This window comes from Neisseria mucosa, from assembly GCF_003044445.1.
Classification (GTDB): Bacteria; Pseudomonadota; Gammaproteobacteria; order Burkholderiales; family Neisseriaceae; genus Neisseria; species Neisseria mucosa_A.
Window position 1 is genome coordinate 1 of the sequence record NZ_POWX01000009.1, and the last position, 15,720, is coordinate 15,720.

Below are 15,720 nucleotides of genomic sequence, written 5' to 3' on the forward strand. Positions count from 1 at the left end.
GAACACCCCGCCCGCCCCCGCCGAACTTGCCCACGTGATTGAAACTCATCCCGTGCCGCTGCATCTGATTGCCTGTCTGAGCGAAAACCGCATGCCCGATTTTCCTTTGTCCAATGCACCGACCGAGTTGGAAGGTCGTCTGAAAACCCGCCTCGACCAAGCCGTAAAATGCCTTCAGTTCAACAACGTCAACTTTCTGGAAAACCTGCTGCCCGACATACATCTCTGGCTTGTCCCGCCGCACCGCGCCGACAGCCTGCACGAACATTTCGACCGTATCGAATGGCAGACCGAAGCCGTACCTCAAGCCGCGCCCAAGCCCGTCAAACCTTGGTTCAGACGACCTCAAGCCACCACTCCGCCCGAACACGCGCTGATTATCGGCGCGGGCATAGCCGGCGCCGCGACCGCGCGCAAACTGGCGGAACACGGCGTGCGCGTTACCGTTTTGGAAGCGGGCAAAGCGGCGCAAGGCGGCAGCGGCAACCGCCAAGGGCTGCTCTACGCCAAAATCTCGCCGCACGACACCGAGCAGACCGAACTGCTGTTGGCAGGCTACGGCTACACCCGCCGCCTGCTGCAAGACCTGTTGCCCGATTCCGACGCATGGGGCGGCGACGGCGTGTTGCACCTCAATTTCGACGAAGCCGAACGCAAACGCAATCAGGCATTGGGTTTGCAGCAACATCACGCCCACCTTTACCGCAGCGTGTCCGCCGACAAAGCCGCGCAAATCGCAGGCATAAACGTCTTTTCAGACGGCCTCTACTGGCCGCAGGGCGTATGGCTGAACCCGCCCGCCGTCGTCCGCGCCTTGCTGAATCATCCGCTGATTACGTTGCACGAAGACACGCCCTTATCCTCCGCCGAATACGACGGCGCAAACTGGACGGCACACACGCCGCGCGGCAGCTTCAGCGCACGCTGCATCATTTACTGCATGGGCGCGCACAGCCCGAACGCCGCCGACGCCAACGTCTCCGCCCTGCCGTTCCGCCAAATCCGCGGGCAAACCGGCGTAGCGGCGGCAAGCGGTTTTTCCAAACGCCTGCGCTGCGCCCTATCCGGCGAAAGCTACATCAGCCCGAGCTGGCAAGGGCAACACTGCTACGGCGCAACCTTCGTCCTCAACAGCGACGACGACGCTTGGCACCCGCACGAAGAAACCGCCAACCGCGCCGCCCTGCAACAACTCAACCCGCCATTGGCGCAATCATTGTTTGAGCAAAACCCGCTTCGCTCGGTTTCAGACGACCTCTCTGCACCGCCGCAAGGCCATGCCACCCTGCGCTGCGACAGTCCCGACCACCTGCCCGTCGTCGGCGCGCTTGGCAACATCGCCGCCATGCAGACCGCCTACGCCAAACTCGCGTTGGACAAAAACTACCGCCTCGACAACATCCCCTGTCCCTACCTGCCGAACGCCTACATCAACACCGCCCACGGCACGCGCGGTCTCGCCACCGCCCCCGTCTGCGCCGCCGCCATTGCCGCCGACATCCTTGGTTTGCCCCAGCCGCTGTCCCAACGCCTGCGTACCGCCCTGCACCCCAACCGCGCCGTCATCCGCGCCATCGTGCGGCAGCAGCCTTTGCTTTGATGCGCAAGAGGTCGTCTGAAAGCGGATAAAGCACGTTCGCCCAAACATGAAGACGAGTTTTCAGACGACCCCGGCACGACAACAACAAAGCACCCATAAAATCATAAAAATATTAACAACCTGTTTTCAAAAATATCTTTCTTAACTTTAAAACCCAAAATTTACATATAAATATCAACCTCTCCCCTTGTTCATTTATATATTTCGTTTAAAATACCGACCTAAACAACCACTATTCTATATAGATAAAATGCGTCATTACGGAACCATCATCCGCTGGAACGACAACCGGAGGTTCGGAGCCATCCGGGAAGAAAACATGGGCAAGGAAATATTCGCCCCGCTCTCCGCCTTCACCACGCTGCCGCACCCGCCCGCCGAAGGCCAGCGCGTATCATTTGAAATTATCAAAGGCAGACGCGGACGCGATGAAGCGGAAAACATCTGCTTCGCTTCCGACTGCATCGGCGAAGCCGACTTTTTCGGCCCCGAGCCCGAGCCTTTTAAAGCAGCCTTTTCCAAACTCCTGTGGATCATCCCCGTCATTGCCCTCTTTGCCGCAGGCGGATGGTTCGGCTGGAACTATTGGCAGGAATACCGCCGTCAGGCACAGGAAGCAACAGCGGCTGCACCGGTTACAATGGTGTCCGAAGTTGCCGAAAAGATGAAAGCCGAACGCAAGGCATGGAAAGACGCGGCAAGCGGGCGTACTGCTTTCAAACACGGTTCAACTGCTTCAACCGGCTCCGCTGCTACCACTGGCACTACCACTGCATTCAAATGCGACGGCCGTCAGCACTGTTCTCAAATGAATTCTTTGGAAGAGGCAGAATTTTTTATCAAAAACTGCCCAAATACCAAAATGGACGGTGATCATGACGGTATTCCGTGTGAAAACGACAGCCGTTGGCATTAATCGCCCACAATGCAAAAAGGTCGTCTGAAAATGTTTTTCAGACGACCTTTTTAAATCGGCTACAATATCGCGCAATACAAACCTACCCTACCACCATGTCCAAAAAAATCCTCATCATCACCCCAAGCTGGATCGGCGACTGCGTCATGACCCAGCCGCTTTACCGCCGCCTGCACGAACTCCATCCCGGCTGCACCATAGACGCATTCGCGCCCCAATGGTCGATGGCGGTATTCGAGCGTATGCCCGAAATCAGCCGCGTTATTGAAAACCCGTTCGGACACGGCGCGTTGGAACTGAAAAAACGCTGGCGAATCGGGCGCGAACTGGGCAAACAAGGTTACGACCAAGTCATCGTTCTGCCCGGCTCGCTCAAATCCGCCCTCATCGCCTTCGCCACCGGCATCAAACAACGCACCGGCTACGTCGGCGAATCACGCTATCTGCTGCTCAACGACATTCGCAAGCTCGACAAAGCCGCCCTACCCCTGATGGTTGACCGCTACACCGCCCTCGCCCATCCGACGCAGGCGGATTTCAACGGACATTCCGATAACCCGCGTTTCACCATTTCCCCCGAAAGCCGCGCCGCCGCCCTTGCCAAATACGGCTTGAACACTGACAAACCCGTTCTCGCATTCTGTCCGGGCGCGGAATACGGCCCCGCCAAACGCTGGCCCGCACGCCATTTCGCCGAACTCGGCAACCGCTATCTGGCAGAAGGCTGGCAGGTTTGGCTCTTTGGTTCGCAAAAAGATTTCGACATCGCCGAAGAAATCAACCGACTTTCAGACGGCCTCTGCACCAACCTCTGCGGCAAAACCAACCTTTCCGAAGCGATTGACCTGCTTTCCTGCGCCGACACCGTCGTCTGCAACGACAGCGGCCTGATGCACCTCGCCGCCGCACTCGACCGCAAACTTGTCGCCGCCTACGGCTCCTCCAGCCCCGACCACACCCCGCCCTTGAGCCAAAAAGCCAAAATCGTCAGCCTGCACCTCGAATGCTCGCCCTGCTTCAAACGCGAATGCCCGTTAGGACACACCGACTGCCTGAACAAACTCACGCCGGACATGGTTCAAAAAGCGGCGGAGGAATTGGCGGAAACGGAATCCAAGTAAATACGGCAAAAGGCCGTCTGAAACCTGCTTCCCAAAGCAGATTAAAATAAATGGCAATACCCATGCCGTCATTCCCGCGCAGGCGGGAATCCAGACCTTGATTTTTAGGAATGTTTAAAGATTGGTAAGGCTTGAAATCTCTGGATTCCCGCCTGCGCGGGAATGACGGCATAGAGGCTTCTTATTTTCCTTCATCCTATCTTTTCAAACAGAAGTAGCGTGGGCTTTGCCCACGAAATCTACCCATTCCCGATACGTTGTTTATCCACCATCGTTATTCCCGTCCCTGCCTATGCGGAAGTCTGAATAAATGCCCGACTAACTGTCTCCTGAAACCCACTTCCAAATTTTCAGACGACCTTTCCACCATTGACCTCGAAACTCCATACTGCCGTGAAACAAACCGCAAGTTAGCCGCCTCCACCCTGTTTTGTATTGAATTCCCGTTCAGACGACCTTATCATCAACCCATTCCCACTTTCCCCGCAGAAATACCATGCAAAACATTCAAGACTATGTCCGCCGCACTGCGTCCGCCGCCAAGCAGGCTTCCTATACTGTCGCTGCCGCCGAAACCGCGCAAAAAAACGCTGCGCTCCTGCGCACCGCCGAACTCATCAGACACCATCAAACCGCCATCCTCGCCGCCAACGCCCAAGACATGGAACAGGCCGCGCAGAAAGGTTTAAACGACGCCCTGCTCGACCGCCTGCGGCTGACCGAAAAAACCATAGACGCCATGTGCGAAGGTTTGCGCCAGATTGCCGCCCTACCCGACCCCGTCGGTGAAATGGACGAATTCCGCACCCGCGAAAACGGCCTGCAAATCGGCAAAATGCGCGTCCCGCTGGGCGTTGTCGGCATCATTTACGAATCCCGCCCCAACGTAACCGTCGATGCCGCCGCCCTCTGCCTCAAGTCCGGCAACGCCTGTGTCCTGCGCGGCGGCAGCGAAGCCTTCAACAGCAATATGGCGCTCTCCAAACTGATTACGCAGGCATTAGTTGAAAACGGCCTGCCCGCAGCAGCCGTCAGCCTGATTGAAAACACCGACCGCGAAAGCGTCGGCGCCATGCTGCAAAGTCCCAAGTTTATCGACGTCGTCATTCCGCGCGGCGGCAAGTCGCTGGTTTCCCGCATCGCTGCCGAAGCCCGTGTACCCGTTATCAAACACCTCGACGGCATCTGCCACGTCTATATCGACCGCGCCGCCGACACCGACAAAGCCGTCAACATCGCCTTCAACGCCAAAACCTCGCGCTACGGCACCTGCAACACCATGGAAACCCTGCTCGTCCACCAAAGCCGAGCCGCCGAAATCCTGCCCGTATTGGCAGAAAAATACGCCACCCGCAACGTCGAGCTGCGCGGCTGCCCGCGTACCCTGTCCATCCTGCCCCACATTCAGACGGCCTCCGAAGAAGACTGGGACACCGAATACCTCGCCCCCATCCTCTCCGTCAAAATCGTTGACAGCCTCGAAGAAGCCGTCGCCCACATCAACACCCACGGCAGCCACCACACCGACAGCATCGTAACCGAATCCTACTCCGACGCCCGCACCTTCCTGCGCACGGTCGACAGCGCCAGCGTCATGGTCAATGCCTCCACCCGCTTCGCCGACGGCTTCGAATACGGCCTCGGCGCGGAAATCGGCATTTCCACCGACAAAATCCACGTCCGCGGCCCCGTCGGTCTGCACGGGCTGACTTCGCAGAAATGGATAGTGTTGGGCGACGGGCAGGTACGTTCGTAATCCATCACTTTCTTGAGTGATAAAACGACAAAAGGTCGTCTGAAAAACAGTTTTCAGACGACCTTTTCAGTTTTACTTTCCCTATTATCGGCACACCAAATGTTTCACCTAATTATTTCTAATTTTAAATTAACATATTAAACAATATATTAAATTATTACATCTTCTCCGTTATTGTTTTCCCCGATACAATCGACATCATGCCATATAAGAAAAATCTATTTAATGTCAAATAGATATAAATTTATTATTCACTCTTCCCATCCATTTTTCCACAGGAGAACTATTATGGCTGATACATTGCTTTCTTTAAAAAACAACCAATCCGTCGTTATTACCGGTACGGACCGTAATGATACTTTATATGGTAGTACGGGACATACCATATTCTACGGTGGTTTAGGGAACGATACTTATTACAGTAAAAATGCGGGCGATACCATCATTGAGCGTGAAAACGAAGGTCGCGATCTAATCTATAGCAGCACCGACTTTACCTTACCGGAACATGTCGAAGATCTGGAGTTACAGGGCAACAGTATGTTAGGTATCGGCAATGATGCAGACAATGTTATATGGGGCAATTCCAACGGCAACCGTCTATATGGCAAAGGCGGCAATGATCTGATGCTTAGTGGAAATGGCAACGATTATCTATGGGGTGACGATGGTGATGACCGACTTGACGGACTAGGCGGCAACGACGTTCTGAATGGTGGAAGCGGAAACGATTTTCTATCTGGGCATGACGGGGAAGATATCTTATATGGCGGTACGGGTATCGACACCATGCTCGGAGGAAAGGGAAACGATACTTTCTATGTAGATAATGTAAAAGATACAGTCGTCGAAGACGCAGATGCAGGCTACGATACGATATACAGCAGTGTTACCTATACATTACCGAACCAAGTTGAAAAACTGATTTTAGAAGGTAAAGACAATATCTTCGGCTTTGGCAACAATGCCGATAACAGCCTTATCGGCAACAGCGGCAATAATCGCTTGAGCGGCGGGCGCGGTAGCGACACACTCTATGGCATGGAAGGTAACGACCTATTAATGGGTGGTGATGATCGCGACGAACTTTACGGCGGACAAGGTGATGACATCCTGCGCGGCGATGCAGGCAACGACCTGCTCGACGGAGGCTATGGCAACGATACTTTAGACGGCGGCAGCGGTGCAGACACTATGGCCGGCGGCTTGGGAAATGATGTCTATCATGTTGATAATGTAAACGATACGGTTATTGAGGAAACGAACGGCGGTATCGACACGATTTATAGCAGTGTTACCTATACCGCACCAACCCACGTTGAAAACCTAACGCTGACAGGCAACGACAATACCTTCGCATTCGGCAACAACGCCGATAATATTCTGACGGGAAACAGCGGCAATAACCGATTAAGCGGAGGACGCGGCAGCGACACGCTATACGGCAATGAAGGCAACGACCTGCTGATGGGTGGGGATGGTAACGACCATCTCTACGGCGGTAGCGGAGCTGACACCATGCGTGGCGATGATGGTCATGATAATTATTATGTGGACAATATCAATGATAAAGTGATTGAACGCTGGGGAGAAGGTGTCGATACGATATATAGTAGTGTTTCCTACACAATCCCAACCTACGTCGAACACCTGACCCTGACCGGCAGCAACAACACTTTCGGCATCGGCAATTACGACGACAATACCATTACCGGCAACAGCGGCCACAATCAATTAAACGGGGATGGCGGCAATGATACCCTTTACGGCATGAGTGGAGACGACCTGTTGTCGGGCGGCAGCGGAAACGACTATCTCTACGGCGGCGACGGGGATGACAGGCTGAATGGAGGAGACGGGATCGATTACCTCCACGGCGGCGACGGCAACGACTACCTCACAGGTGGTTCGGGCAGCGATACCATCGTTACAGGTGCAGGCAAAGATACCGTCGCTTTCTCCACCTCAGACATTCGCTACGGCAGTATAGACCGTATTACCGACTTCAACCCTTATATGGACAAGCTTGACCTGTCCGGTATGCGTTCCCTGCTAAGCGGCAGCGAAGCAAATGTGAGCTGGTCTGAACTGTTCGTCAAAAATCCTTATTATTACGACACCGGCCGTTCTTACCTCGTCTTCGACTCTGTATCTCAAACCCTCGCCTACCGAGCGGCAGGTGCAAGCAGCAATACCGTGTTCGCCAAATTTGACGACAGTCAGGCTGCTTGGCTGAGTGCATCTAATATCATTGGCTAAAAATTCACAGGGTAGAACTGAAAATTTGAAACAAATCTGCTTCTGAAACTCAAAGTAAAGATTCAAGATAAAATGCAAAATTTAAAATTTTCTATTATTTTCAATGGATTGAGTTATTTTTTTGACAAAATAAGACACCGCTGTTATTAACAGTGCAGTCTATCCTGAATTAACTTAATAAAACGTCGTCTGAAACCTTATTGCAGTTTTCAGACGACGTTTTCGTATTGTTTTATCTGGAATTTCTCTTAGTATAGTGGATTAACTTTAAACCAGTAGGCGTTGCCTCGCCTTGCCGTACTATTTGTACTGTCTGCGGCTTCGTCGCCTTGTCCTGATTTAAATTTAATCCACTATAAAATAGGCTTTAGCCTATGAAAAAACTTACAGCTTAAGCTGACTCATATTAAGACAACAACTGCCTTATATTTAGTAACCATGACTTACATGCTATTGAGCAACTATTCTCTAAACGTCGTCTGAAAAACTCTGCTTCGGTTTTTCAGACGACCTCTTCAATTCAAGATGCCCTTGTTTCAAATTTCAAAACTGTCCGCTTGGTCAGTTTTGCGTATCATGCCTGCGGCGACGGTGTGGTTGGTGGCTTCGTCTATCAGGATGAACGCGCCGAGTGCATGGTTTTCTTCGTAGGGCGCGGCGGCGATCGGCTGCTGGGTTTTGAGGCTGACGCTGCCGATGTCGTTGAGTTTGAGCGTGTCGGCGGATTCGACTCGGCTGAGGGTGTTCACGTCCCAAACGTAGGAAATCGCGCTGATTTTGACGGGGGTGGTTTGGGTGGTGTGTTTCAGCAGGTATTTGCGGCGCAGGTTGAGCGGGATCTCGTCGAACCAGCACAGCGCAGCTTGGAACTGCTGTTCGGGCGCGAAGGGGCTGTCGGCGGCGGCGATGCTGTTGCCGCGCGAGATGTCGAGGTCGGTGTCGAGCGCGACGGTCAGCACTTCGCCTGCTTCGGCAGATTCGGTTTTGCCGTTTGGATTGTAGATTTCGGCGATTTTGGCGGTGTGTCCGCTAGGCAGGACTTTGATTTCGTCTCCGGTTTTCAGACGACCTGCTTCCAGCCTGCCTTGATAGCCGCGGAAGTCGTCGCTGCTGCTGCCGTCTTGCCGTGCGACGCGCTGCACAGGGAAATGGGCGGCTTGGTCGGCGGCGTTTTGGCGGTTGACGGGCAGGTTTTCGAGCAGGGGTAACAGCGGTAAACCTTGATACCACGGGGTTTGGCTGCTGGCGTTGACGATGTTGTCGCCTTTTAATGCGCTGATGGGCAGGAAGTGGATTTGGGCGTGAAGGCCGATTTGTTCCGCCAGCTTGCGGTAGGCTGCGGCGATGGCTTGATATTTGGTTTCATCGAAGTCGAGTAGGTCGAGTTTGTTGACGGCGACGATGATGTTGGGGCAGCCCAAGAGTTTCAGAATCGCGCTGTGGCGTTTGGTCTGCGGCAGGAGGACGGGTTCGCCGCCAGAAAAATCGACGCGCGTTGCGTCTATCAGGACGATGGCGGCGTCGGCGGTCGATGCGCCCGTTACCATATTGCGGGTGTATTGTTCGTGTCCGGGCGTGTCGGCGATGATGAATTTGCGCTTGGGCGTGGCGAAATAGCGGTAGGCGACGTCGATGGTGATGCCTTGTTCGCGCTCGGCGGCAAGACCGTCGGTGAGACTGGCGAAGTCGGGCGTTTCGCCGTTTTCGGCGGCGCGGTTGAGTTTGTCGAGTTGGTCGGTCAGCAGGGTTTTGCTATCGTAGAGCAGGCGGCCGATAAGGGTGGATTTGCCGTCGTCGACGCTGCCGGCGGTGATGAAGCGCAAAAGTGGGGCGGTGGTTGCTGTCATGGTTCTTTCCTTAATTCTCGGATTGCTCGTTACTTTAATGAGGTCGTCTGAAAATGGGAAAGAATGCTTGGTTTTAAAAAAAGATGATTTCGTTATATTCGTAAAAGAAGCGGATCGAGATGAAAATACTGTAAGACCCTATTCCGTACAGACAGGCATGAGCGCTGTCAAAATATTCCCCTATCCGACAAAAAGGTCGTCTGAAAACCTGTACCGGTTTTTCAGACGACCTTTTGACTGCTAAATAAGTTTTATTTGATGAAATTAACGCTCGCTCAATGCCTGTTTCATACGGGTAATCGGTTTGATCAGGTATTGGAAGATGGTTTTTTCACCGGTTTTAATATCCACCGTAGCAACCATGCCCGGAATAATCGGCATGTCTTTACCGTTCTTGTCTTTCAGAGTGTTATTCTCAGTTTGGACGATGACTCGGTAGTAAACTTGGTTGGGGTCGAGTTTTAAGTCATTGGCGCGGCTTTGCATGGAGTTGCTGACGGTATCGGCGCCGACAAGGGTAACTTTGCCGTCCAGACCGCCATAGATGGAGTAGTCATATGCACTGACCTTGACCAGAGCGGGCTGTCCTGCGCGGATAAAGGCGATGTCTTGCGGACGGATATAGGCTTCGACAAGGAGTTTGTCGTCAACAGGGACGATTTGCATGATTTCTTCTCCCGGGTTGACTACGCCGCCAATGGTATTGATTTTGATGTTTTTGACGATGCCGCGCATGGGGGCGCGGATTTGGGAGCGGTCAACCGGATCGGCGCGCATTGCCATGTTTTCTTTGGATTGCGCCAGCTCGGACTCGGATTGGACAAGTTCGTTGTTGGCATCTGCTCTGTAGCGGTTGCGGCGTTCGGCAATTTGCAGGGTCAGATCGCTGGATTCGCGGCGCATTTTGAGGAGTTCGACTTCGGACATGACGCCTTGTGCCACCATAGGCGCAGTAATGGCGATTTCACGGTCGAGTGCGGCTTTACTTTGTACCAGGCTTTGTACGGCATCGGTCATAGCTTGGCGACGGGCATTATATGCGGCGGTTTCGCGGCGACGAAGTTCAGGGCTGACGTTTTTAGGGAAAGTAAGTTTACCGCCGTAGGCTTCGGCTTTCAGGCGGGCGATAGTGGCTTCGAGGTTTTGGACCTTGGCTTCGCTCTCGCGTAAAACAGCAAGGCTGCGGGTGTCATCGAGCTTCAGCAGAATTTGGTCTTTTTCGACCAAATCGCCTTCTTTAACCATCATTTGGGTAATCACGCCGGGGTCCAAACTTTGGATGACTTGTTCGCGGCTGCTGGGGATGACGTTGCCGTTGCCGCGGGTTACTTCTTCAACGGTGCTGTTGTATGCCCACACGACAAAGACGACGAGCAGCAGGAAAAACAGGATGATGACCCAAAATTGGCCGCTGTGTTTTTCTTTTTGTAAGGCTGCATTCAAATCGTTAATGAGATGCAGGTCTTTGGATTTAACGTTGTTTTCGCTCATAATGATGAATCTTCGGTATCTGTTTGTTGTTTTCAAAGAGGTCGTCTGAAACGCTTTCTACGTGTTTTCAGACGACCTTTTCCCTTTATGTCATGCTTGCGCCGCTTCGTTGGGGCGTTGGTTTTCCTGCGCTTGTTGTGCTGCTTTGACTTTGTTTTGCTCGTTTTGCATCAGTTTTTGCAAGACTAAATCGCGCGGACCGTCCATAACGACTTTTCCGTTTTCCATCACGATGATGCGGTTAACGATTTGCAGCACTTGCGGACGGTGGGTGACCAAGAGCATGGTGCGGTTGCGTCCCCATTGGGCGATAGCGTTCAATGCCATGCGTTCGGTACCTTGGTCAAGGCTTGTAGTTGGCTCGTCCAAAAGGACGACTTTGGGGTCACGCAGCGTCATGCGTGCCAGGGCAATGATTTGTTTTTGACCGCCAGACAGACCCAAGCCGTCTTCACCCAAAGGCATATCCAAGCCTCTTGGGTGGTTTCGGATGATTTGATCCAGACCGAAGCGTTTGAGTGCGGTCAGCAGGTCTTGGTCGGTTGAATAGCTGTCGGAACGCGCCAAGTCCATGTTTTCGCGCAATGTACCCAAGAAAAGGCGCGGAGATTGGCTAAACAGAAGGACTTGGTTACGCAGGAAGTTCGGATCGAGTTGACGCATATCGACGCCATCGAGGGTTACGTTACCTTTTTCGGTGTCGTACAGACCGCTCGCCAGCTTCAACATGGTACTTTTACCGCTGCCGATGCGTCCGAGGATACCGACTTTTTCACCGGGTCGGATGTTGATGCGCAACTCATCAACCGCGTTGTTGCTTTCGTTTTTGTATTTGAACGTTACGTTTTCAAAAGCGATATTGCCTTGAACGTTATCCAAAGTGATGTATTTGCGCTCCGGGCTGCGCTCGATCGGACGGGAAACAATGTCATTTACGCCTCTCAATGCCAACTTAGCCTGTTGGAAGCGGGTAGCGAGACCGGCAACTTGAGCCAATGGCGCCAACGCGCGACCGGACAGGATGACAGAGGCAATCAACGCACCCATGGTAATCCTTTCTGCGTGGTTGTCGGCATGAATCAGATAGGTACCGACAACGACCAAAAAGACGGTATTAAGTTGCTGCATAGCAACGGCGAAGTTGACCATGAAGTTGCTGGTATCTTTTACTTTGATCGATGAAGCGGAGGTTTTTGCGGTGTATTCATCCCAGCGTTGTTGCGCCCATGAAGTCGCGTTGTTGGTTTTCAAGGTTTCGATGCCTTCGATAGCTTCTACGGCAAGGCCTGAACGTTGCGAACTTTCTTTCATGGATTCGTTAATGTGGCGCGACAAGGGTCGTTGGACGATGAAACCGACAATAACGACAATCGGAATGATGGCCAAAGGAACCAAAGCCAATTTTCCGCCGACTATCGAAATAACAAAGATAAACAGCAATAGGAACGGCAAGTCCACCAAAGTCAACAGGCTCGCGCTGGTCATGAATTCGCGTACGGATTCAAATTCGCGCAGGTTGTTGGCGTATGAGCCGGACGAAGCGGGTCGGTCGGCGAGACGCAATGCCATCACGCGGCGGAACAAGGCGGAGCTGATAATCAGGTCGGCTTTTTTACCGGCGATGTCGGTCAAATGGCCGCGTATCATCTTGGCGGCAAATTCGAACAAAATGGCGAGGACAACACCGATACTCAAAACCCACAGGGTTTCATAGGCCTGGTTAGGAATGACGCGGTCGTACACGTTCATGACATACAACGAGCTGACCAAGGCGAGGAAGTTGATGATGACGGTCGCCAAAATCACTTGATAGTAATAGCTGCGGAAACGCCAAATGACTTTCCAAAACCATGCTTTTGGGAGGTGGTATTCAGGCAGTTCGGAACGCGTGTCCGCCGCCATTTTAGGCTTGATAAACCAACAGTAACCCAGATACAGACCGGAAAGTTGGTCATGATCGAGCTGTTGCTCCAAGCCATCTACCTGACGGATATGATATTTTCTGTTTCGACCCGAGCCTTCGATATTGGTAACGACGGCAGCTTCTTCGTTGTGAAGAATAATCATCACAGGAACGGCAAGCGAAGGAATGTCTTCCAGATTGCGCTTGGACAATGTGTTTTCAAAGCCGTGGCTGCGCAAGACTTCAACAAGGGAATGATAGTTGACATTGAGTTTTTTATCCCGCACCACCTCTGCCGTCAGCGCGGCTTCTGACACAGGTGCCCCTAAGAGACGGGTAACCAACACAATATGTTCAATGATTGCTTTCATGATAATTCGCGTAATGAGTAATGATGTTAAGATTTTATGTTATTGCTTCAAGCCCGCCCAATTCGCCATTTGCGCCTGCGCAGATAAATAATCTAACGCGGCATCGCGGAAGTCGTTGCGCGCTGAAATATTTTCCTGCTCGATGCTGGACAATTCGTTGTATGCGCCCAAAACGTCGGTCAGCGTACGGCGGGCAATTTTAAATTGCAGCTCATAGGTTTTAACCACGTCTTTTTGAGCGGCAATATGTTGCGTGGCAATATCGGCACGGCGTTCGCTCTCGCGCATGTCGATTTCGGCGGTTTGGGTTTTTTCGGTAATGTCACGCATAATCTGCTCGGATTTCGATTCGGCGGCAATCAGGGCATCGGCATTTTTCTGCACATTATGGCGCGCGGCAACGTCCAAGACATTCCATGCCACATTCAGATAAAGCTGTCTGTTGTCACGGTTCGCATTGCCTTCCAGATTTACGGCGGGCAGGCGTTCTGCCTTGGAAACGTCCAAATCTGCCTTCACGCTGTCACGTTCTGCCACCTGCGCCCGATAGGAAGGATTGGTGTTGTTATCGGCAGTTTTGAAACGGCGAACCAATGATTCCGCGCTGTCGTTGGCAAACGGATCTTCCAAATCTTCTGCCGTCAACTGCCGTCCGGTGTAGCGGGATAAGCGGCTCAGCGCCAATTCCATCGTACGTTGTTGTTGCGCGATCGATGATTCGACCTGCAACTGGCGCGCGCGCGCTTCGATGAGTTCGGAACGGCGACCGCTGTCGTATTTCACAATAATGTTCAAATCTTTCAGAAGATTATTGTGCCGAACCAGACTTTGACGGTTGATGCGCAGGATTTCTTTTGCGCGCAATGCGGTCAAATAAAGTTTGCCGATGTCGCTGCCCAAGCGTTCCTGATTTTCAAAATAGCGCTGATGATAGTATTGCTCTCTGTTTTTATCGCGTCGTACCGCCGCATTGATGGCACCCCATGAATAAACATTCACCGTTCCGCGTATGCCGACACCGTCACTCATATCGCTGCTGGAATATTTGTTTTTCTGCGCCAAGACTTTGGTACCGGTCAGCGTCAACACAGGATAATGCCGCGCACGGGTTGCCTTCGTCGAACTTTTTGCCGAATCTTCGGTCGCTTTCGCTTCCTTCACAATCGGGTCGGACACCATGGCATCCCTCAAAATAGCCTTCAATGGATATGCCTGCACTGTTGTCGCACACACCGCCGCACAAACTGCGGCAGCAAGCTTGCCAATGCGAAGGATGGATGACTCAGGACGATTCAAAAATGTTTTTTTCTTCATATTATTCACAGCAATACGGTTCGTCATTTATCTGATTGGCAGAGGCGCGGCCTTTTGCAAATCAATTCTTTGAGCATATTATCATTAATCGGAATCTCTGTTTTCAGATTGCGACAAAAGGTAGTTATATGCTCCCGAAAGTAACATGGATGATATTCCTACTATTGCTAAATCACGACACCGTATTAAAACGGACAAAAGGTCGTCTGAAAACGACCTCCTGTTTTACAGATGTCCAGCAATAATTTGCAGCATCTGCGCCAGCACTTTCGGATTGGCTGCCACGATATCGCCGCTTTCCAACCAGCCTTCGTTACCGGACATATCGGTAACGATACCGCCTGCTTCCTGCACAATCAGCGCGCCCGCGGCAATATCCCAAGGTTTGAGGTTGAACTCGAAGAAACCGTCCAAACGACCGGCTGCCACGGCACACAAATCCAACGAAGCCGCACCTTCTCTGCGCCCTCCGGCAGTTTTTGCCAAAAAGTCTTTCAAAATAGCCAGATACTTGTCCATCATACTTTGATCGACAACAGGAAAGCCAGTACCGATCAAGCAGCGGTTCAACTCAATACGGGAAGAAACGCGGATACGGCGGTCGTTGAGCAACGCACCTTTGCCGCGCGAAGCCATGTAAACGTCGTTGCGCTCAGGTGCGTACACCAAAGCTTCCTGCAACACACCTTTGTGCAGCAGCGCCATAGAAATCGCGTATTGGGGATGACCGTGTAAGAAGTTAGTCGTGCCGTCGAGCGGATCGATAATCCATTCGTATTCCGCAGAAGCTTTGCCGTGGGAGCCGCCTTCTTCGCAAGTGATTTTGTGATGCGGATAAGCTTCTTTAAGCGCATCCACCAAAATCATTTCAGAATTGCGGTCAACGTCGGAAACAAAATCGTTGAATGCCTTGCTGTCGATTTTGACGGCATCCAGATTGCCGCTTGCGCGGATCATCATCTGCCCGGCTTTGCGGGCGGCTTTGAAAGCGGTATTTAAAAACGGATTCATGGGTTTTCTTTCTAAATCAGGTAAAATACCGTCCGGCGCATCTGCACCGGACGCAACGTTTGTACGTTTCCGACGTTGTTAAAGAACATTTCAGACGACCCCTCAAGCCCAAAGGCGAAAGGTCGTCTGAA

The 15,720-nt window shown here is 52.3% G+C and carries 10 protein-coding genes; 5 read left to right on the top strand and 5 right to left on the bottom strand.

The window, feature by feature from the left end; translation table 11 throughout:
• Positions 1 to 34 precede the first annotated feature (34 nt).
• From mnmC to DBY90_RS06555, 5 genes are all read left to right on the top strand, one after another.
• On the top strand, positions 35 to 1,600 hold the full coding sequence (gene mnmC, locus DBY90_RS06530) for an FAD-dependent 5-carboxymethylaminomethyl-2-thiouridine(34) oxidoreductase MnmC (protein ID WP_234405112.1): 1,566 nt from the start codon (positions 35 to 37) through the stop codon (positions 1,598 to 1,600).
• A gap of 250 nt (positions 1,601 to 1,850) precedes the next feature.
• Positions 1,851 to 2,516, top strand: coding sequence for an excalibur calcium-binding domain-containing protein (locus DBY90_RS06535; RefSeq protein WP_070492811.1), 666 nt, complete (start codon positions 1,851 to 1,853; stop codon positions 2,514 to 2,516).
• Between the two features lie 95 nt (positions 2,517 to 2,611).
• Positions 2,612 to 3,637 (top strand): lipopolysaccharide heptosyltransferase II, encoded by a 1,026-nt coding sequence (gene waaF / locus DBY90_RS06540; RefSeq protein ID WP_070492812.1) that lies wholly within the window; start codon positions 2,612 to 2,614, stop codon positions 3,635 to 3,637.
• 496 nt (positions 3,638 to 4,133) lie between these two features.
• The gene (locus tag DBY90_RS06550; RefSeq protein ID WP_070492814.1) at positions 4,134 to 5,393 is read left to right on the top strand and encodes a glutamate-5-semialdehyde dehydrogenase; all 1,260 of its coding nucleotides are present in this window, start codon (positions 4,134 to 4,136) and stop codon (positions 5,391 to 5,393) included.
• A gap of 288 nt (positions 5,394 to 5,681) precedes the next feature.
• A complete protein-coding gene (locus DBY90_RS06555; RefSeq protein WP_107986862.1) occupies positions 5,682 to 7,652 on the top strand; it encodes a calcium-binding protein in 1,971 nt (656 codons plus the stop codon).
• 536 nt (positions 7,653 to 8,188) lie between these two features.
• Here the strand turns inward: DBY90_RS06555 and DBY90_RS06560 are convergent.
• The 5 genes from DBY90_RS06560 to DBY90_RS06590 all read right to left on the bottom strand — a co-directional run bounded on the left by DBY90_RS06560 (position 8,189) and on the right by DBY90_RS06590 (position 15,589).
• Complete coding sequence (locus tag DBY90_RS06560; protein WP_070492816.1) at positions 8,189 to 9,499, bottom strand: sulfate adenylyltransferase subunit 1; 1,311 nt, start codon at positions 9,497 to 9,499, stop codon at positions 8,189 to 8,191.
• Between the two features lie 264 nt (positions 9,500 to 9,763).
• Complete coding sequence (locus DBY90_RS06570; RefSeq protein WP_003740672.1) at positions 9,764 to 10,990, bottom strand: HlyD family type I secretion periplasmic adaptor subunit; 1,227 nt, start codon at positions 10,988 to 10,990, stop codon at positions 9,764 to 9,766.
• A 90-nt stretch (positions 10,991 to 11,080) separates the two neighbouring features.
• The gene (locus DBY90_RS06575; protein WP_070492819.1) at positions 11,081 to 13,264 is read right to left on the bottom strand and encodes a type I secretion system permease/ATPase; all 2,184 of its coding nucleotides are present in this window, start codon (positions 13,262 to 13,264) and stop codon (positions 11,081 to 11,083) included.
• 39 nt (positions 13,265 to 13,303) lie between these two features.
• Positions 13,304 to 14,605, bottom strand: coding sequence for a TolC family protein (locus DBY90_RS06580; RefSeq protein ID WP_083286761.1), 1,302 nt, complete (start codon positions 14,603 to 14,605; stop codon positions 13,304 to 13,306).
• 198 nt (positions 14,606 to 14,803) lie between these two features.
• Positions 14,804 to 15,589, bottom strand: coding sequence for an inositol monophosphatase family protein (locus DBY90_RS06590; protein WP_070492820.1), 786 nt, complete (start codon positions 15,587 to 15,589; stop codon positions 14,804 to 14,806).
• Positions 15,590 to 15,720 lie beyond the last annotated feature (131 nt).